General features: G+C 67.9%; 19 protein-coding genes. 9 read left to right on the top strand and 10 right to left on the bottom strand.

Features of this window, described 5'->3' with window-relative positions; all coding sequences use genetic code 11:
* The coding region (locus AC1DWT_RS42120; RefSeq protein WP_477925245.1) for an AMP-binding enzyme at positions 1–309 on the top strand (309 nt) is incomplete at its 5' end.
* A gap of 51 nt (positions 310–360) precedes the next feature.
* On the opposite strand, the gene AC1DWT_RS42115 is transcribed toward AC1DWT_RS42120, so the two are convergent.
* Both AC1DWT_RS42115 and AC1DWT_RS42110 read right to left on the bottom strand, forming a co-directional pair.
* Positions 361–2178 (bottom strand): adenylate/guanylate cyclase domain-containing protein, encoded by a 1818-nt coding sequence (locus AC1DWT_RS42115; RefSeq protein ID WP_072938048.1) that lies wholly within the window; start codon positions 2176–2178, stop codon positions 361–363.
* Between the two features lie 71 nt (positions 2179–2249).
* Positions 2250–3644: an MFS transporter gene (locus AC1DWT_RS42110; protein ID WP_477925248.1), complete on the bottom strand. Its 1395-nt coding sequence runs from the start codon at positions 3642–3644 to the stop codon at positions 2250–2252.
* A 192-nt stretch (positions 3645–3836) separates the two neighbouring features.
* Here AC1DWT_RS42110 and nhaA point away from each other — a divergent pair, with 192 nt between their 5' ends.
* Genes nhaA through AC1DWT_RS42095 form a run of 3 tightly spaced genes read left to right on the top strand, consistent with a single transcriptional unit; the run spans position 3837 to position 6541 of the window.
* Positions 3837–5072 carry a Na+/H+ antiporter NhaA gene (gene nhaA / locus AC1DWT_RS42105; RefSeq protein ID WP_477925243.1) on the top strand — a complete coding sequence of 412 codons (1236 nt, stop codon included), beginning with the start codon at positions 3837–3839 and terminating at the stop codon, positions 5070–5072.
* Positions 5069–5593 carry a phage holin family protein gene (locus AC1DWT_RS42100; protein ID WP_072938053.1) on the top strand — a complete coding sequence of 175 codons (525 nt, stop codon included), beginning with the start codon at positions 5069–5071 and terminating at the stop codon, positions 5591–5593. The genes nhaA and AC1DWT_RS42100 overlap by 4 nt, the downstream gene beginning before the upstream one ends.
* A gap of 9 nt (positions 5594–5602) precedes the next feature.
* On the top strand, positions 5603–6541 hold the full coding sequence (locus AC1DWT_RS42095; RefSeq protein WP_072938054.1) for an alpha/beta fold hydrolase: 939 nt from the start codon (positions 5603–5605) through the stop codon (positions 6539–6541).
* Positions 6542–6544: 3 nt separating this feature from the next.
* On the opposite strand, the gene marP is transcribed toward AC1DWT_RS42095, so the two are convergent.
* From marP to nth, 4 genes are read right to left on the bottom strand one after another with little or no spacing between them, the layout of a single operon-like run.
* Positions 6545–7735, bottom strand: a complete 1191-nt coding sequence (gene marP / locus AC1DWT_RS42090) for an acid resistance serine protease MarP (RefSeq protein WP_072938056.1) — start codon at positions 7733–7735, stop codon at positions 6545–6547.
* The gene (locus AC1DWT_RS42085) at positions 7732–8493 is read right to left on the bottom strand and encodes an NUDIX hydrolase (protein ID WP_206014494.1); all 762 of its coding nucleotides are present in this window, start codon (positions 8491–8493) and stop codon (positions 7732–7734) included. Before AC1DWT_RS42085 ends, marP begins: the two co-directional genes overlap by 4 nt.
* Positions 8490–9152: a TlpA family protein disulfide reductase gene (locus AC1DWT_RS42080; protein ID WP_095862957.1), complete on the bottom strand. Its 663-nt coding sequence runs from the start codon at positions 9150–9152 to the stop codon at positions 8490–8492. The genes AC1DWT_RS42085 and AC1DWT_RS42080 overlap by 4 nt, the downstream gene beginning before the upstream one ends.
* Before the next feature lie 12 nt (positions 9153–9164).
* On the bottom strand, positions 9165–10010 hold the full coding sequence (nth, locus tag AC1DWT_RS42075; protein WP_477925238.1) for an endonuclease III: 846 nt from the start codon (positions 10008–10010) through the stop codon (positions 9165–9167).
* 21 nt (positions 10011–10031) lie between these two features.
* Here nth and AC1DWT_RS42070 point away from each other — a divergent pair, with 21 nt between their 5' ends.
* Positions 10032–10304, top strand: coding sequence for a hypothetical protein (locus AC1DWT_RS42070; protein ID WP_072938063.1), 273 nt, complete (start codon positions 10032–10034; stop codon positions 10302–10304).
* Positions 10305–10522: 218 nt separating this feature from the next.
* Complete coding sequence (locus AC1DWT_RS42065; RefSeq protein ID WP_005256089.1) at positions 10523–11197, top strand: Crp/Fnr family transcriptional regulator; 675 nt, start codon at positions 10523–10525, stop codon at positions 11195–11197.
* A gap of 64 nt (positions 11198–11261) precedes the next feature.
* Here AC1DWT_RS42065 and AC1DWT_RS42060 read toward each other — a convergent pair whose 3' ends face one another.
* The 3 genes from AC1DWT_RS42060 to AC1DWT_RS42050 are packed head-to-tail and all read right to left on the bottom strand — an operon-like array spanning position 11262 to position 12704.
* Positions 11262–12053, bottom strand: coding sequence for an MBL fold metallo-hydrolase (locus AC1DWT_RS42060; RefSeq protein ID WP_072938065.1), 792 nt, complete (start codon positions 12051–12053; stop codon positions 11262–11264).
* Between the two features lie 4 nt (positions 12054–12057).
* Positions 12058–12534 carry a RidA family protein gene (locus AC1DWT_RS42055; protein ID WP_477925235.1) on the bottom strand — a complete coding sequence of 159 codons (477 nt, stop codon included), beginning with the start codon at positions 12532–12534 and terminating at the stop codon, positions 12058–12060.
* A gap of 5 nt (positions 12535–12539) precedes the next feature.
* On the bottom strand, positions 12540–12704 hold the full coding sequence (locus AC1DWT_RS42050; RefSeq protein ID WP_005248493.1) for a DUF4177 domain-containing protein: 165 nt from the start codon (positions 12702–12704) through the stop codon (positions 12540–12542).
* A 55-nt stretch (positions 12705–12759) separates the two neighbouring features.
* Between AC1DWT_RS42050 and bagA the strand changes: the two genes are divergently transcribed.
* Together bagA and bagB are read left to right on the top strand one after the other, a co-directional pair.
* On the top strand, positions 12760–13776 hold the full coding sequence (bagA, locus tag AC1DWT_RS42045; RefSeq protein ID WP_477925233.1) for an ATPase BagA: 1017 nt from the start codon (positions 12760–12762) through the stop codon (positions 13774–13776).
* The gene (bagB, locus tag AC1DWT_RS42040; protein ID WP_072938071.1) at positions 13773–14912 is read left to right on the top strand and encodes an ATPase BagB; all 1140 of its coding nucleotides are present in this window, start codon (positions 13773–13775) and stop codon (positions 14910–14912) included. Before bagA ends, bagB begins: the two co-directional genes overlap by 4 nt.
* 67 nt (positions 14913–14979) lie before the next feature.
* Here the strand turns inward: bagB and AC1DWT_RS42035 are convergent, their stop codons facing one another.
* Positions 14980–15303, bottom strand: a complete 324-nt coding sequence (locus tag AC1DWT_RS42035) for a WhiB family transcriptional regulator (protein ID WP_072938072.1) — start codon at positions 15301–15303, stop codon at positions 14980–14982.
* Between the two features lie 259 nt (positions 15304–15562).
* On the opposite strand from AC1DWT_RS42035, the gene AC1DWT_RS42030 reads away from it, so the two are divergent.
* A complete protein-coding gene (locus tag AC1DWT_RS42030) occupies positions 15563–17908 on the top strand; it encodes a penicillin-binding protein (RefSeq protein ID WP_072938074.1) in 2346 nt (781 codons plus the stop codon).
* Positions 17909–18128: the final 220 nt, after the last annotated feature.

The following is an 18128-nucleotide window of genomic DNA, read 5'->3' as shown; positions in this document are numbered from 1 at the left end:
GTCGCCGAGGCCGCCGTCGTCGGCGCCGCCGACGAGACCACCGGCCAGGGCATCGTCGCGTTCGTCATCCTCCGCGAAGGTGTGGAGAACACCGGCGACACCCTCATCGCCGAACTCAAGGCCGAGGTGTCCCGGGAGATCAGCCCGATCGCCAAGCCCCGCCAGATCACGATCGTCCCCGAACTCCCCAAGACGAGGTCGGGCAAGATCATGCGACGCCTGCTCAAGGACATCGCCGAAGGCCGCGACCTCGGCGACACCTCCACCCTCGTCGACCCCAAGGTCTTCGACGCCATCCGCGGCAAGTAGGGCGCTCCGCGCCCCGTGAGTGGTTGACGAGTCTCTGCACTCCTCAACCACTCACGGGCGGCGAAGCCTCCACAGCGTCTGCTCCTCGCCGATTCCCTTCAGCCCGGTGGTGAAGACGTCGCACCGGTAGCCGGACGTCGCGAGCAGCGGCGCCACCTCCGGGTCGTCGTGAACGGCCCGGGACAGGACGATGTCGCCGCCCGCGGCACAGCCCTGCACCCGGGCCGCCAGGTTGACCGTCGCACCGAAGTAGTCGGTGCGGCCGGCGTTGTCGATCATCACGGCGGGCCCCTGGTGCAACCCGACTTTCAACGACACCGAGTCGTCGTCGCCGAGGTGCCGGCGGCGGAAGTCGTCCCAGCCCGCCTGCATCGACGCCGCCGCAGACCAGCCCTCCCGCGCGTCGGCGAACGTCGCCATGACCGCGTCACCCATCTGCTTCACGACGCTGCCGTTCTCGCGGACCACCGCGTCACGCAGGTAGCGGAAATGGCTCTGCACGAACGCAAACGCCCGGACGTCGCCGATGCGCTCGTACAGGGCGGTCGAACCGCTCAGATCCGTGAACAGCACCGCCAGGTTCGCGATCCCGATCTCGTCGCCCGGCGCCACCCCCTGATCCGGGAACAGGTCCTGGAAACCGTCGAGCGACGTCACGAGCGCGCCGGTCGCCGCAGCGTCCTTCCACCGCTCCCGCTCGACCACCACAAGCGCCTCACCGGGAAGCCGGTTCGCGACCTCCAGCAGGCAGGCACCGTCGGTGCCGGGCGCATCACGCACTCGGAGTTCACCGGGCCCGCAGTCGACCCGAAGCGTGCCGCCGGCCGGACCGACCTCCCAGGCCACCGGGGCGCCCACCTGGTAGCACCGGATGCGCAGCCACCCGGGGTCGAGTTCGAGTCGCTCGCAGCGCCGCTCCCCCGGCTCGAGCCGCAACTGAGCCACCGCCGACGGTGAATTCGCCGGACCACCGATGCAGTACCGGGCCCGCTCCGCCCGGCGGACGGCCGGGTTGACGTCGAAGCGGATCTCCACCGACCGCGCGAGGTCCGTGTCGAACGCGATGTCGCACGTGTCGCAGTGGACGCGGCTCGGCAACTGTCGAATGTGGGCGGCGTCCTCGCGCGCGGTCCGGCAGACCGGGCACAGCACGCTCCAGCTCAGGTCCAGCAGACCACAGTCCGCGGCGTGGAGGAAGACGTACAGCAGCTGTATCCTGTCGGCACCCCAGCGGTCCGCAAGCTCGAACGGGCGCATGCCCGTCACCTCCAGGTCGGACGCGGTCCGCAAGTGGGACTCCAAGCGCCCGATCAGGTTCGGGGCGTCGTGCGATCGCGACAGCTGCGCCGTGCGGAGTTCCAGCCTGCCTGCGTCGAGTTGCTCCGGCGGCGGCAGGGCGGGGACGGCATGCGCGCGCGGGTCGCGGACGTGTCGTTCCAGCGCGTGCGCGAGCGCCACCGTCTTCCTTATTCCCGTGCGCGCCAGCAGCGTTCGCGCGGCGATCGTCCCGAACCGGGTGCGCGGGACGATCCGGGCGAACACCTCGACCTCGGTGGCGTCAGCGGCCGGGTGGAGCCGGACACCCGTGGACACCTCCACGAGCGGACCGCGGGAGAAACGTCGAAGGACCTGATAGAAGCGGCCCTCGACCCACTCGAACGGGAACTCCTCGTACCGCACCCGCCGCCCGTACGAACGCGTCTCCGCGGAATAGTGCCCCTTGCGCCGGCGGTCCAGCATCGGAGCGAAGCGCACCGGCGACAGATCGATGTTGCGATTGAGCCGATCGGTATCGGCGAGGAACGACCACAGATCCTGCTTCGGCAGCCGGATCCGGGCCGTCCTGGACAGCAGCACGGCTTTCGCCATGCAAGAACTATAGGCGCTCCGCGCCTGTGCGCCTTTCTGGTTGCTCCTGCTACCAGAAAGGCGCACGGGGACTACACCCCTACGTCGTCGAGGGACTCGTTCTTCGTCTCCTTCATCACCAGCAGCGCGATGAACGTGAGCGCGGCGGCGATCAGCAGGTAGATGCCCACCCAACCGACGCCGTACGACGTGGCGAGCCAGGTGGCGATGAACGGTGCGACGGCGGCGCCCAGGATGCTGGCGGTGTTGTAGGCGATCCCCGAACCCGTGTAGCGCACGTTGGTCGGGAACAGCTCCGGCAGAACGGCGCTCATCGGCCCGAAGGTCATTCCCATCAACAACATTCCGATTGCCAGGAACACGAGCATGCGGGCGTTGCCCATGCCGTCCTGGTTCAGCATGACACCGAACGTGAGGCCGAACAGCATGATGAACCCGGTGATCGTGAGCAGCGTGATGCGGCGCCCGAAGCGGTCGGCCAGCCACCCCGACACGGGGACGGCGGCCGCGAAGAACAGGACCGCGACCAGTTGCAGCACCAGGAAGTCGGTGTAATGGAACCCGGCTCCCGTGCCGCCCTGCGCGGGGGTCTTGCCGGTGCCGTAACTCAGCACCCAGGTGGTCATGATGTAGAAGAGCGTGTAGGTGGCGAGCATGACGAACGTGCCGATGATCAACCGACGCCAGCTGGTCTTGAACACCTCGGCGATCGGGGTCTTCACCTTCTCGCCGCGCGCGACGGCGCGGGCGAACACGGGCGTCTCCTCCAGCTTGAGCCGCACGTACAGACCGATCATCACCATGATCGCGCTGAGCAGGAACGGGATCCGCCAGCCCCAGGTGAGGAACGCGCCGTCCAGGTCGGGGCTGCTGTTGTCGTGGTCCAGGAACAGCGTGATGATCAGGAACAGACCGTTGGCGAGGAAGAAGCCGATCGGCGCGCCCAGCTGCGGCCACATGGCCGCCCACGCGCGCTTGCCCTTCTGGGCGGTCTCGGTCGCGAGCAGTGCCGCGCCACTCCACTCACCGCCCAGTCCCAGACCCTGGCAGAAGCGCATCAACGCCAGCAGCGCGGGCGCGACGATGCCGATCTGATGGTAGGTCGGCAGCAGACCGATCACGAACGTCGCGATGCCCATGGTGAGGAGTGAGCCGACGAGCGTCGTCTTGCGTCCGATGCGGTCGCCGAAGTGGCCGAACAGGATCGAACCGAGCGGCCGGGCGACGAAGGCGAGACCGAACGTGGCGAGGGACGCCAGCAGGGCGGTGGTGCCGTTTCCCTTGGGGAAGAACAGATGCGGGAACACGGATACGGCCGCGGTCGCATAGATGTAGAAGTCGTAGAACTCGATGGACGTTCCCACCATGCTCGCAACGACGATCCGGCTTCTGGGTACGCCGGCGACGGTGGCCCCGCCGTCCGGTTCTGGCGCCTGCTCGACGGCATCGACCCGTACGCGACGTATCGACGGCACTGCTCACTCGACTTACTCCTGCACGATGCTATTTCAACTATTGGGACGACAGTCCATTCCTTAGGAATTGAACACCTCGTGTCTTTCGCTTGGCAAATTGGATAAGCTCTCCTCGGTGCGCCGGGAAGTCTGGTCGGCAGAGCATTTGCCGTACCCCGACCACATCGAAAGCGAGCGACCCCGGTGACCCAGCCCCTCCGCTCCGAACTCTCCCGCTACCTCCGCACCGAGACGGTCGGCGGTTCGATCCTGCTCGCCGCCGCCGCGGTCGCCCTCCTGTGGGCGAACTCCCCCGTCTCGGATTCCTACTTCGCGTTGCGCGACTGGACGATCGGCCCGGAGGCGCTCCACCTGAACCTGACGGTCGGGACGTGGGCGCAGGACGGGCTGCTGGCGGTCTTCTTCTTCGTCGCCGGCCTGGAACTGAAACGAGAACTGGTGGTGGGCGAACTCGCCGACCGCAAACGTGCGCTGCTCCCGATCATCGCGGCCTGCGGCGGGGTGGTGGTGCCCGCGATCATCGCCGCGACGATCGGCGCCGGAACACCCGGCATGGACCGCGGCTGGGCCATCCCCGTCGCCACCGACATCGCGTTCGCACTGGGTGTGCTGGCGCTGACCGGGTCCCGCATCCCCGCGAGCGCCCGCGTGTTCCTGCTCAGCCTGGCCGTCGTCGACGACCTTCTCGCGATCGTGCTCATCGCCGTCTTGTTCACCAGTTCGATCGCCGTGCTGTGGCTGCTGGGCGCCGCCGTGTGCCTGGTCGTCTACGCCGTCGCCCAGCACCGGCGCATCACCACTCCACTGCTCTACGTTCCGCTCGCACTGTTCGCCTGGTACTGCATGCACCAAGCCGGAATCCACGCCACGCTGGCCGGCGTCGCTCTCGGCCTCCTCACCCGGGTGCGGCGCGACCCCGGCGAACGCGAATCCCCCGCGTCCCGCCTCGAGCACCGCATCCAGCCGTTGTCGGCGGGCTTCTGTGTCCCGGTGTTCGCCCTGTTTGCGTCCGGGGTCGCCCTCAGCAGCGAGCTCCTGGGGCAGCTGTTCACCGACCCCATCTCGCAGGCCGTGATCGCCGGGCTCCTCGTCGGCAAGACCGTCGGCATCTTCGGCGTCTCCTGGCTCGCGATCCGCCTGGGTATCGCGAAGAAACCGCGTGCACTGGGGTTCCGGGACATGTTTGCCCTCTCAGTGCTCGGTGCGATCGGGTTCACCGTTAGCCTTCTCGTAGCGGATCTCGCGCTTGCGGGAATCGGTGACGGCAGCGCGGCCGAAATAGCTAAGGTCGCGGTGCTCGTGACATCGTTGACAGCGTCGCTGATCGGATCAGCGTTACTGTGGCGACGCGGTCGGGCCCATGCGGCCCGGCAGGATGACTCGGACGTGCAAGAGCTACCTGGAGGGGTCGACAAGTGAGCATCACTCACGGCAAGGGAGACAGCCCGCGTTATACGGGAGACGGGGTGCCGAACACGGTGTCGTCGATCCCGCTCACGGACGTGGACGCTCAGACACCCGGCGAGGCGAGCCTCGGCACGCTGGTCAAGCATGCGACCGCGCAGGTGTCCACCCTCGTCCGCGCCGAGGTCGAGCTCGCGAAGGCCGAGGTCACCGGTGAGGTCAAGAAGGGCCTGCAGGGCAGCCTGTTCTTCATCCTCGCGTTCACCGTGCTGCTGTTCAGCTCGTTCTTCTTCTTCTTCTTCCTCGCCGAACTCCTCGACGTGTGGATCGCCCGCTGGCTGGCGTTCCTGATCGTCTTCCTGATCATGCTCGTGGTGACGGCGATCCTCGCGCTGCTCGGTTATCTGCGGGTACGCAAACTCCGCGCACCCGAGAAGACCATCGACTCCCTGAGGCAGGCCAAGACGGTGCTGCCCACGTCGTACTCGGATGCGGAGGCCCATCTCGCATCGCCCACCGGACGTCACGCGCGGTAACTCGCTCCTGTGGCACCACCCGATCCGTCCACCGTCCGTTTCGACGGCCCCTGGATTCATCGCGACATCCATGCCAACGGAATCCGATTCCACACCGTCGAGGTCGGCGCATCCGCACCGGATGCGCCGCTCGTCATCCTGCTGCACGGGTTCGCGGACTTCTGGTGGTCGTGGCGCCACCAGCTGACCGCGCTGTCCGAGCAGGGGTACCGGGCCGTCGCCGTCGACCTCCGCGGCTACGGCGATTCCGACAAACCGCCGCGCGGCTACGACGGGTGGACGCTGGCCGGCGACATCGCCGGCCTGATCCGGGCGATGGGCTATGGCGAGGCAACACTGGTCGGGCACGCCGACGGCGGCCTGGTCTGCTGGGCCACGGCGGTCCTCCATGCTCGTCTCGTCCGGTCGATTGCACTGGTCAGCTCGCCGCATCCACTCGCGCTCAAGCAGGCCGTCCTCCACGACCGCTACCAGCGCAAAGCTTTGCTGCCCTCGTTCGTCTCCTGCCAGGTGCCGTGGCGTCCCGAACGTCGCCTCACCCGGGACAACGGGTCGGAGGTCGAGCGGTTGATCCGCGAACGCTCCGGCCCCGGCTGGACCGAGAATCCGGAATTCGACGTCGTCGTGTCACGGATGCGGTCGGCGATCCAGATTCCCGGCACCGCGCACTGCACCCTGGAGTACCAGCGGTGGGCGTTCCGCAGTCAGTTCCGGCCGGACGGCAGCCGGTTCATGGCGTCGATGGATCAGACGCTGCGGATCCCCGTCCTGCACCTGCACGGCGACCTCGACCCGTACGTGCTCGCGGACACCGTGCGCCGCAGCCACCGCTTCGCACCCACCCAGCAGATGCAGACCGTGCCCGGGGTCGGCCACTACGCGCACTGGGAAGCCCCGGAACGCGTCAACGCCGCACTGCTCGACCTCGTCGCGCCCCGCACGGCCTGACCGTCAGAGGATGCACGCCCCGGTGTCCACGGCGACCGACGCCCCGGACGCCGCCTGCAACTGACGCGACACCTCGGCGGCGGTGAGCACGAACCCGGTGTCGCTGTTGTCGACGGCGGCGCCGAAGACCACCCCGAGCACCCGGCCGTCGCTGTCGACGAGCGGTCCGCCGGAGTTGCCCTGCCGGATGGAACCGCGGACCGTGTACACCTCACGCTGGACGGTGCCCGCCCGGTAGATGTCGGGACCGCTGAGGTCCAGGATCTCCCGGACCCGCGCGGCGCTGGCCGTGTACGGGCCGCCGCCCGGGTAGCCGAGCACCAGCGCGTTGTCGCCGGTCTGCGCCGGTTCGGGCGCGAAGTTCAGGACGGGAGCGTCCAGTCCGGGCACCTCGAGGACCGCGACGTCGGCGGACGGGTCGAACAGCACGACCTCGGCGTCCATCGGCCCGTTCGCGGTGTCGACGACGATCCCGGCCGTTCCCGCGACCACGTGCGCGTTGGTCATCACCCGGTCGGGTGCCACGACGAACCCGGATCCCTCCAGCGCGCGCTGGCAACTCGGGGCAACACCCCGGATCCTCAGCACGCTCGACTGCAGCGAGGACGCGACGGGGCTCTCCAGGACGCTGGCGTCCGGCGGGTCGACGGTCGTGATGGGGGTGCGCCCGAACGGCCCGATGACGTCGGGAAGCCCGGACGTGTCGAGCAGCGCGGTGAACTCGGTGGGCAGTTGCCGCATCCAGGCGGGCGCGATGTTGTCGACCGTCTCGAGGACGGTCGACCCGCGCACCGCCGCCGCCAGCTGAGGCTGGGACGAGGACGTGAGCGGGATCGCCAGCAGCCACGCCGCGACGAACACCGCGACCGCCTGTACGCAGGCGCCGATCACGCTGTCGACGGACCGCGCGACCGGACTGTGCATGCTTCCCCGCGCGGCTCGGCCGAGGACCATGCCCGCGACTTCGCCGACGATGACCAGCACCACGATGAGGGCGATGCCGACCAGCACGCGACCGCGGCCCTCGTCCACGTGCACCAGCACGTGGGGGGCGATCAGGATGCCCGCGACCGCGCCCAGCACCACGCCGATGAAGGCGAGTACCGACGCCACGGCGCCCTGACGCCAGCCCGACGTCGCGGCGACGAAGGCGATCAGCACGATCGCCAGGTCGATCCAGTGCGAGCCCGTCATCGCTCGGCCGCCGGCCGGCCGTGACCGTGGGTCAGGTGGTCGTCGTCGAGGTCGTTGTCGAGTTCGGCGAGGACGGTGTCGAGGTCGCGGATGTCGCGGCGGTCCCACTCCTGTTCCCAGCCGGAGACGGCGAACAGCGCGGCCAGGATGCCGGCGGTGAAACCCCACACGAGCATGCCGTCGACGGCGAACGCGGGCCCCTGGTATCCGGCCGGGTGGCGCACCTGGAACCGGTTCCGCGGATCGATCAGGGTGTGCACGGGAACCCGGGCGACACGTTCGGCCTCCGCGGGATCGACCACGCCGACCGCGCTGGGCTTCTCCCAGTACGCGAGGACGGGAGTGACGTCGAAGCCGGACGGCGGGATGAAGATCTCCTCGAGCACGGCGAGCGGGCGGACACCGGACGGGTCGAGTCCCGTCTCCTCCTGGGCCTCCCGCAGCGCGGTGGCGATGGGTCCCTCGTCTCCGGGATCGCTGGCGCCCCCGGGGAATGCCACCTGGCCACTGTGCTGACGCATCGTGGACGCACGCTGGGTGAGCAAAATGTCGGCGTCGGCGGGCAGGCCGCCCGACATCAGCGGGTCCGCCTCGACGGGACCGCCGAACAACACGAGCACCGCGGCCTCACGGGTGATCGCGCCACGGGGTGCCCGCCGATCGAGAACGGGGTTGATCCTGTGCGGGTCGGCCGGCGTGCGGTGCACGACCCGGCGCAGCCAGGGCGGAACGGCGACGCCGTCCACGAAAGACGTCATGCCGCCACCCCCAGGTTCTGTTCGACGGCGTCCGCGATCTCGTCGACACTGCGGAACGGCTGCGGCAGCACCTTCGCCACCGTGCCGTCGGGCCGGATCAGCACCGAGACCGGGAGGACGGGAGGGGCCCCGACCGCGACGCGGACGCGACCGTCGCCGTCTTGCACACCGGGCAGGGTGACGGAGTAATCGATGAGCCGCGACAGCGCGCTGGACTCGTTGGGATCGGTGTGCACCGTAAGCACGGTAACCGCGTCGCCCGCACGATCCGAAAACTGCTGCATATAGGGCAGCTCCTCGGCGCAGGGGCCACACCAGTACGCCCACAGGTTCAGCAGCGCCGGTTTACCACCGAGCGCGGCCGCCAGATCCACCTGACTGCCGTCGCCCACGCATTCCAGTGTGATGCCGGACAGCACCGGATCCGCCGAAGGCCCGGACGCGGCCGCCGGGGCGGGGCACGGAGCCAGGCCCGCCTGCGTCCTCAGTGCCGCGAGCGCGTCGGGATCGGCGCTCACCGACGTCGGGGTGCTGCCGCCCGCACCGAACCGGTCCTCGTACGACGGCGTCTCCGCGTCGTCGCCCCGCGGCCAGATCGCGACGACGAGAGCCACCACGACCACGAGGGCGGCCAGACTCCACCGCGCTGCACTAGACACTCGTATCTACCCTCACCTGCCGGCCAGACGCAGCAGATTCTCCGTCTCCGGTCCACGAACCAGTTCGGCGGCGACATCCGGGTCGATCGGGCCGAGCCCGTACGACGGACAGTCCTTGGCGAGCACACACACCCCGCAGGCGGGCTTGCGGGCGTGGCAGACGCGCCTGCCGTGGAAGATCACCCGGTGCGAGAGCAGCGTCCACTCCTTGCGCTCGATCAGGGCGCCGATCGCGTGCTCGACCTTGACCGGGTCTTCCTCCTCGGTCCACTTCCACCGCCGCACGAGCCGGCCGAAGTGGGTGTCGACGGTGATTCCCGGCACATCGAACGCGTTGCCGAGGATCACGTTGGCCGTCTTCCGGCCGATCCCGGGCAGCGTCACGAGGTCCTTCAGATTGCCGGGGACCTCGCCGTCGAAGCGTTCGAGCAGAGCCTGCCCGAGCCCGATCAGCGAGTTCGTCTTGTTGCGGTAGAAACCCGTGGACCGGATGTACTCCTCGAGTTCGGTCCGTTCGGCCTCCGCGTATGCCTTCGCATCGGGGTAGCGGGCGAACAGCGCCGGCGTCACCATGTTCACCCGCACGTCAGTGCACTGCGCGGACAGGATCGTCGCGACGGCGAGGTCCAGGGGTGTGGTGAAGTCGAGTTCGCAATAGACGTGAGGGAAGGCCTCGGCGAGCCTGCGGTTCATCCGCCGGGCGCGCCGGACGAGTCCGAGTCGGGTTTCTTCCTGCTTCGCGGCCCGCGAACGGGTGCGTCCACGCACTTCGGAGCCATCGCTGGGGGTCGCATGCACGGGATCAACTCTACGGATACCCGACCGATCCGAATTGCTGCTGTGTCGCTTCTGAGACATTTGCAGTGTTTACTTCCCGGTATGCAAGGTCTCGCTGTGGTCCTCTTCCCAGTGCTGCTGATGCTGTTTGCGCTGGCAATGGAGCGGGTGGAGTTCAGACTCCGCCGGCTCACGGTTCGTCAGCAAGAGGTGGAAGAGTTCCTCGACCAGGCAAGTCACGACGAAGTGGCCACCCTGGCCCACGAAGGTTTCCCCCACGCATTGGCACGCTTCCATCGACGTCGCAAGGGTCGGTCGGGCTTCGAATCCGACGACGCCGACATCACCGGAGTGGGCTCGCGGCGCGCCAGCTGACCCCTGGAAACCCCCGCAGAGACGCACCACCGGACGCATCATCCGGTTAACTTTTGCGACTTCCGTGGTATCGGTCACTCAGACCGAGCCGTCTCAACGTAGACTTCAGAGCCGTACCTGTTGCACAGCGACACGCCGCGGATCACCGGGGCATCGTCGACATGCAGCAAATCGCGCACAATATGCATACAGACGAACAATATTCCCAAGGAGCGCACGTGGACGACGTCCTGGCAAGAGCCGGCATCTTCCAAGGAGTCGAGCCCTCAGCGGTAGCGGCGCTGACCAAGCAGCTGCAGCCTGTCGACTTCCCCCGCGGACATGTCATCTTCAACGAAGGTGAGCCCGGTGACCGCCTGTACATCATCGTTTCCGGCAAGGTGAAGATCGGCCGCCGCTCGCCGGACGGCCGTGAGAACCTGCTGACGATCATGGGCCCGTCCGACATGTTCGGTGAGCTGTCCATCTTCGACCCGGGTCCGCGTACGTCCACCGCGACCACAGTCACCGAGGTCCGCGCGGTCAGCATGGACCGCGAAGCGCTCAAGGCGTGGATCGACCACCGCCCCGAGATCGCCGAACAGCTGCTGCGGGTCCTCGCGCGCCGTCTGCGTCGTACCAACAACAACCTGGCCGACCTCATCTTCACGGACGTCCCCGGTCGTGTCGCCAAGGCGCTGCTGCAGCTCGCACAGCGGTTCGGCACCCAGGAGGCGGGCTCGCTGCGCGTCACCCACGACCTCACGCAGGAAGAGATCGCCCAGCTCGTCGGCGCTTCCCGCGAGACCGTCAACAAGGCGCTCGCCGACTTCGCGCACCGCGGATGGCTGCGCCTCGAAGGCAAGAGTGTGCTGATCTCCGACTCCGAGCGCCTGGCACGTCGCGCGCGGTAGTCCCCTCGCATAACGACTTCGGCCACCCCCTCACAGCGAGGGGGTGGCCGAAGTCGTTATGCGGTCAGTCGAGGCTGCGCAGGTACGCGAGCTGCACGTTGACGGACTTCTCCGCCACCGGCCACAACTTCGGGTCGACGTCGGAGTAGACGTGCTCGACCACCTCGCGGACCGTGGGGGTACCCCCGAGCGCACCGAGCGCGGCCCGCACCTGGTCGAGTCGCTCCTCGCGATGATCGAGGTACTGCTGCGCCACGACGTTCAGTTCGGGCAGTTCGGGTCCGTGGCCGGGCATCACCCGGTGTCCGGTGCCGAGGTCCAGCAGCCGGCGCAGCGACGACAGGTAGTCGGCGAGGTCGCCGTCCGAGTCGTCGAGCACCGTCGTGCCGCGGCCGAGGATCGTATCGCCGGTGAGGACGGTGCCCTCACCTTCCACGGTGAAGGACACCGAGTCCTTCGTGTGCCCGGGCGTGGCGATCACCGTGACGGTGAGCCCGGCGACGTCGATGGTCTCGCCGTCCACGAGGGGTTCGCCGCCGCCGCGGAGGAACTCGGGGTCCACCGAGCGCACGGGCGCGCCGGTGAGTTCGAAGAACCGCTGCACTCCCCCGGTGTGGTCGAAGTGACGGTGCGTGATCAGCGTCAATGCGACCGGTCCGAGTGCCGCGACGCGGGCGAGGTGCTCCTCGTCGGCGTCGCCCGGGTCGACCACCACGCACTCGTCCCGGCCCGGCGCCCGCAGAATCCACGTGTTGGTTCCGTCGAGCGTCATCATGCCGGGATTGTTTTCGAGCACGACCGAGACGATCGGGGTGACCTCCCGCACCTGGGCGTAGGCCGGATGGGCAAGCGTCATGGCTCTACGACTCCGGCTGGACTTCGGCGATGAGCTCCACCTCGACGGGGGCGCCGAGCGGCAGTTCCGCGACACCGACGGCCGAGCGTGCGTGGGCCCCGGCTTCGCCGAACACCTCGCCGAGGAATTCGGAGGCACCGTTCACGACGCCGGGCTGTCCGGTGAATCCCTCGGCGGAGGCGACGAACCCGACGACCTTGACGATCCGCACCACCGAGTCGATGCCGACGAGGGCGTCGACCGCCGCCAGCGCGTTGAGTGCACACGCCCGGGCCGCGGCCTTGGCGTCCTCGTCCGACACACCGGCGCCGAGCTTGCCCGCGATCGTCAGCTTGCCCTCGACGATCGGCAGCTGCCCGGACGTGTAGACGTAATTGCCGGTGCGCACGGCGGGCACGTAGGCGGCCACCGGCGGAACGACGGACGGCAGCGTGATTCCGAGTTCGCTCAGGCGGGCGGACCAATTCTGTGTCTGCACCACGGCCCTCAGCCCTTCGGACGCTTCAGGTACGCGACGTGCTGCTCACCCGTGGGTCCGGGCAGAACCGTCACCAGTTCCCAGCCGTCGGTGCCCCACTGATCGAGGATCTGCTTGGTCGCATGTGTGAGCAGCGGAACGGTGGCGTACTCCCAGGAAGTCAATTCACTCATGCCGGTGAGCCTATCCCCCGCACATCCCGGCTCCCAGACTTATAGGCTCGACCCCGTGGTTGCATCCCCAGACCAGCTCACCCCGACGTGGCCCGAGAAGGCCGCGCGGGCCCGGCTGCACTTCGTCTCCGGAAAGGGCGGCACCGGAAAGTCCACGGTGGCCGCCGCGTTGGCGCTCGCCCTGGCCGAGGGTGGGCGCCGCGTGCTACTGGTGGAAGTCGAGGGCAGGCAGGGGATCGCTCAGCTCTTCGACGTGCCCCCGCTGCCGCCGCAGGAGACGAAGGTCGCGGCCGCCGAGGGTGGCGGAGAGGTCATGGCGCTGGCCATCGACATCGAGACCGCGTTCCTCGAATACCTCGAGATGTTCTACAACCTCGGGTTCGCGGGCCGCGCGATGCGCAAGTTCGGCGCCATCGAGTTCGCCACCACCATCGCACCGGGTCTCCGGGACGTGCTGCTGACCGGCAAGATCAAGGAATGTGTGGTGCGCTCCGACAAGTCGGGCAAACGGGTGTACGACGCCGTCGTCGTGGACGCCCCGCCGACCGGGCGGATCGGCAACTTCCTCGACGTGACGAAGGCGATGGCCGACCTCGCGAAAGGCGGGCCGGTGCGCTCGCAGAGCGAGGGCGTGGTGCGCCTGCTGCATTCCGACGAGACCGTCGTCCACCTCGTGACGCTGCTCGAGGCGCTGCCGGTGCAGGAGACCACCGACGCCGCAGAGGAACTGGCCCGCGCCGACCTGCGGCTGGGCACCGTCGTCGTCAACCGCACCAGCCCGCAGTTCCTGCCCGCCGAGACCCTCGCTGATGTCGCGAAGGGCCGCATCGACGCCGAGGCCGTCCGGGCCGGACTGCAGAAGACCGGGATCACCCTCGACGAAGAGAATTTCGCCGGGTTGCTCACCGAGACGATCGAACATGCGTCCGTCCTCGAAGCGCAGGAGGAGAGCGCCGGACAGCTCAGCGAAGTGGATGGGGCGCGGCTGCATCTGCCGTCCCTCGCCGACGGTGTGGACCTGGGCGGGCTGTACGAGCTCGCGGAATATCTGACGGAACAGGGTGTCCGATGACCCAGACAACTGAACACGAGCGTCGCCGCACCGCCTCCGCACTCGATGTCGCGGGGATTCTGGAGAACAGGGCAACGCGGATTGTCGTCTGCTGCGGAGCCGGCGGCGTCGGCAAGACCACCACGGCGGCGTCGCTGGCACTGCGCGCGGCGGAGCAGGGACGCAAGGTGGTCGTGCTGACCATCGACCCGGCACGCCGGCTCGCGCAGGCTCTCGGCGTCGCGGAACTCGACAACACGCCGCAGCCCGTGCAGCTCGGACCGGACGCGACGGGCGAACTGCACGCCATGATGCTCAACATGCGCCGCACGTTCGACGAGATGGTGATCGAGCACTCCACGCCGGAGAAGGCGGAGCAGATTCTCGCGAACCCCTTCTATCAGACCGTCGCCAGCTCGTTCTCGGGAACGCAGGAATACATGGCGATGGAGAAGCTGGGGCAACTCGCCTCCAGCGACGAGTGGGATCTGGTGGTCGTCGACACGCCACCGTCGCGCAACGCCCTGGACTTCCTCGACGCACCCCAGCGTCTGGGCGCGTTTCTCGACGGCCGCATGATCCGGTTGCTCACCGCGCCCGGCCGCGGCCTCACCCGGCTCGTCACCGGCGCGATGGGCCTGGCGCTGCGCGGTGTGTCCACCATCGTCGGCAGTCAGATGCTGTCGGACGCCTCGAGTTTCGTCCAGTCACTGGACTCGATGTTCGGCGGCTTCCGGGAAAGGGCAACGCGCACTTACGAATTGCTCCGGCAGCCGGGAACGAAATTTCTGGTGATCGCCGCAGCGGAACCGGATGCGCTGCGTGAGGCGGCTTTCTTCGTCGACCGGCTCGCAGGCGACGAGATGCCGCTCGCGGGCCTCGTCCTGAATCGGACGCACCCCACTCTCAGTTCCCTGTCGGCCGATCACGCGGTCACTGCCGCCGACCAACTCGGGGACCAAGACCCCCTCACCGCCGCTGTGCTGCGAATCCACGCCCATCGGGCGGTGATCGCCAAGCGTGAGGTCCAACTACTGAGCCGGTTCACGGCGGCCCACCCTCGGGTGCCGATCGTCGGCGTGCCCTCGCTGCCGTTCGAGGTGTCGGACCTCGAGGCCTTGAGAGCGGTAGGCGACCAGCTCACCCGGACGAGCTGATCAGCTCGCTACCGGAGAACCGGTCACCCGCCTGTGTCCTGCCTGACTGCGAATCCGATCCCGAATCTCAGACAGCGGACTGGTGCTGCCGCTGAGCTTCGAAGAAATCGGACCATGAGTCCACCTCGGGGTGCTGCTTGAGCAACGCCCGGCGTTGACGTTCCGTCATGCCACCCCACACGCCGAACTCGACACGGTTGTCGAGTGCATCGGCTCCGCACTGCATCAATACCGGGCAATGCCGGCAAATGGTTGCGGCCTTGCGCTGTGCTGCGCCGCGTACAAAGAGTTGATCGGGATCGACTTCCCGGCAACGGGCCTGGGTGACCCAGGCGATTCGCGCTTCTGCTTGCTCGACGTCCAGACGGCTGGTTGGGGTGGTCATGTGCATTCGTTTCCCCTCTTCGAGTCTGCGCAAACCCAGCGCGTAGCACGCCGAGGCTGCACCACATAAGCGATGGGGTGTTATCTCCATCACACTGTTCCAACAATTTAGGTAAAGAAACCGCCACGCGCAAGACGGTGAACACGCTTTTTTGGTACGCCCGTCCATACCCCGTGCTCAGGGCATTTTCCTGGCCGAATTCTGCGCCCAACCAGCGCACCCTCAGACCCCACGTAGTCTGTAGATCGTGTCGATTGCAAAAACAGTGGGGAAGCTCGCAGGATCCTCCGCCTTGGCAGGAGTGCTCCTCGCCGGCGTGATGTTTCCGCTCGCCGGAGGCTTCGGTTACGCCTCCAACAGGGCGGCTGACACCGTCGACAACGTCTCCGCCGAACTGGTCGAAGGAACGGTTCCCGCAGTCTCGACGATGGTCGACTCCGCGGGCAATCCCATCGCGTGGCTGTACGACCAGCGCCGCTTCGAAGTGCCCAGCGACAAGATCTCCAACGAGATGAAGCTCGCCATCGTCTCCGTCGAGGACCGCCGGTTCCCGGAGCACAAGGGCGTCGACTGGCAGGGCACGATGCGCGCCTTCCTGACCAACACCACCAGCGGCGAGGTGCAGCAGGGCGCGTCGACACTCGACCAGCAGTACGTGAAGAACTACCAACTGCTCGTCGTCGCCAAAACCGACGCCGAACGCCGGGCCGCGATCGAGACGACGCCCGCCCGCAAGATCCGCGAGATCCGGATGGCGCTGACGCTCGACAAGGAACTCACCAAGGACGAGATCCTCACCCGCTACCTCAACCTGGTGCCGTTCGGCAACGCCTCGTTCGGCATCCAGGACGCCGCCCAGACGTACTTCGGCATCGACGCGTCCGAACTGAACACCCAGCAGTCCGCGATGCTCGCGGGCATGGTGCAGTCCAGTTCGGCGCTGAACCCGTACACGAACCCCGAGGGCGTCCTCGAACGCCGCAACGTGGTTCTCGACACGATGATCTCGAGCATCCCCGAGCGCGCCGCCGAACTGCGGGAGCTCAAGGAGACGCCCCTCGGCGTGCTGCCCGAACCCAACCGGCTGCCCCGCGGGTGCATCGCCGCCGGCGACCGCGGCTTCTTCTGCGACTACGCCCTGCAGTACCTGGCGAACGCCGGCATCAGCCGGGAGCAGATCGACAAGGGCGGCTACCTGATCAAGACGACGCTCGACCCCGCGGTGCAGGCGTCCACCAAGGCTGCGCTCACCGCGAAGGCCAGCCCCGGACTCGACGGCATCGCCAACGTCATGAACGTGGTCCAGCCCGGCCAGGATTCACACCGCATCCTCGCGATGGGCAGTAGCCGCACCTACGGTCTCGACGCGAACGCCAACGAAACCGTGCAGGCCCAGCCGTACTCGCTGGCCGGTCACGGCGCCGGGTCGATCTTCAAGATCTTCACGACCGCCGCCGCCATGGAGAAGGGCCTCGGCACCAACGCCGTCCTGGACGTCCCCGGACGGTTCGAGGCCCGCGGCATGGGTAGCGGTGGTGCCCGCGGATGCCCGGCGGCCACGTACTGCGTCGAGAACGCAGGCAAGTACCCGGCGTCGCTGTCGGTGACGGACGCGCTCGCACAGTCGCCCAACACGGCGTTCGTCAAGCTCATCCAGGCCACCGGCGTCGCCCCCACCGTCGACATGGCGGTGCGGCTGGGGCTGCGGTCGTACGCCGACCCCGGCACCTCCGGATTCGACGACCGCAGCATGGCGGATTTCCAGAAGGATCAGAATCTGGGTTCGTTCACCCTCGGACCCACCTGGGTCAATCCGCTGGAACTGTCGAATGTCGCGGCAACGCTCGCGTCGCACGGCAAGTGGTGCCCGCCCACCCCCATCGATTCGGTCTTCGACCGTGAAGGCAAGCCCGTCTCGGTCACGCAGCAGGCCTGCGAGCAGGTGGTCGAGCCCGGCCTCGCGGACACCCTCGCCAATGCCATGAGCAAGGACGACAAGGCAGGCGGCACGTCGGCCGGGGCCGCGGGCAGCGCCGGCTGGACCCTCCCGATGGCGGGTAAGACCGGAACCACCGAGTCCCACATGTCGTCGGGCTTCCTCGGGTTCACCAACAACTTCGCCGCCGCCGTCTACGTGTTCGGCGACTCGCCGACACCGGGCGAGATCTGCTCGGGCCCGCTACGGCCCTGTGGCGACGGAAATCTCTACGGCGGTAACGAGCCCGCCCAGACGTGGTTCGCTGCGATGAATCCCGTCGCCAACAACTTCGGGCCGACGACGCTGCCGCCGATCGATCAGAAGTACGCGCGGGGTTCGCAGAACGGTCAGGTTCCGGACGTCACCGGCCTGAGCCAGTCGGCCGCGACGTCCCGCCTGCAGGGAGCCGGATTCACCGTGAACGCGATCACCACCGCGTCACAGGTCGCCAAGGGGACGGTCACGAGCTCGGCGCCGTCCGGTTCGGCGATTCCGGGGTCGACGATCACGATCTACGTCAGCGACGGATCGGTGAAGGCCGCTCCCCCGCAGGCCCCGGCTCAGGGAATCCCCGTTCCGCCCATCCAGCTGCCCGGCCTGCCGCCGATCCAGCTGCCGCCCATACCCCGGTGACCCGCAGGTGAGTGGGAAAGTGTGTAGGCGCACGCTTTCCCAGTTGGGTTCGTTGACGCGGCCGGTCTGACTCGTTGCCACTCTGACGCCCGCAAGGACTGTCCTTCACGTGATGTGTCGACCGACCGCGTCGACGAACACACGCGGCCGGTCGGGCGGAGTGACCTGATAGGAGCCTGACTTCGACAAGTCCCATCACTGAGTTGTCCGCCGTCCCGAC

The organism is Rhodococcus sp. P4_B6 (genome assembly GCF_056402215.1).
Note: the sequence above shows the minus strand (reverse complement) of the source record. Positions and strands in the feature narration are given on the sequence as shown.

What these genes read in the sequence shown, in the direction of transcription:
- AC1DWT_RS42115 (WP_072938048.1), bottom strand. Translation starts at nt 2,178, where the DNA reads ATGGCGAAAGCCGTGCTGCTGTCCAGGACGGCCCGGATCCGGCTGCCG.
- marP (WP_072938056.1), bottom strand. Translation starts at nt 7,735, where the DNA reads ATGACGGGCTCGCACTGGATCGACCTGGCGATCGTGCTGATCGCCTTC.
- AC1DWT_RS42085 (WP_206014494.1), bottom strand. Translation starts at nt 8,493, where the DNA reads ATGACGTCTTTCGTGGACGGCGTCGCCGTTCCGCCCTGGCTGCGCCGG.
- nth (WP_477925238.1), bottom strand. Translation starts at nt 10,010, where the DNA reads ATGTCTCAGAAGCGACACAGCAGCAATTCGGATCGGTCGGGTATCCGT.
- AC1DWT_RS42070 (WP_072938063.1), top strand. Translation starts at nt 10,032, where the DNA reads ATGCAAGGTCTCGCTGTGGTCCTCTTCCCAGTGCTGCTGATGCTGTTT.
- AC1DWT_RS42060 (WP_072938065.1), bottom strand. Translation starts at nt 12,053, where the DNA reads ATGACGCTTGCCCATCCGGCCTACGCCCAGGTGCGGGAGGTCACCCCG.
- AC1DWT_RS42050 (WP_005248493.1), bottom strand. Translation starts at nt 12,704, where the DNA reads ATGAGTGAATTGACTTCCTGGGAGTACGCCACCGTTCCGCTGCTCACA.
- bagB (WP_072938071.1), top strand. Translation starts at nt 13,773, where the DNA reads ATGACCCAGACAACTGAACACGAGCGTCGCCGCACCGCCTCCGCACTC.
- AC1DWT_RS42035 (WP_072938072.1), bottom strand. Translation starts at nt 15,303, where the DNA reads ATGCACATGACCACCCCAACCAGCCGTCTGGACGTCGAGCAAGCAGAA.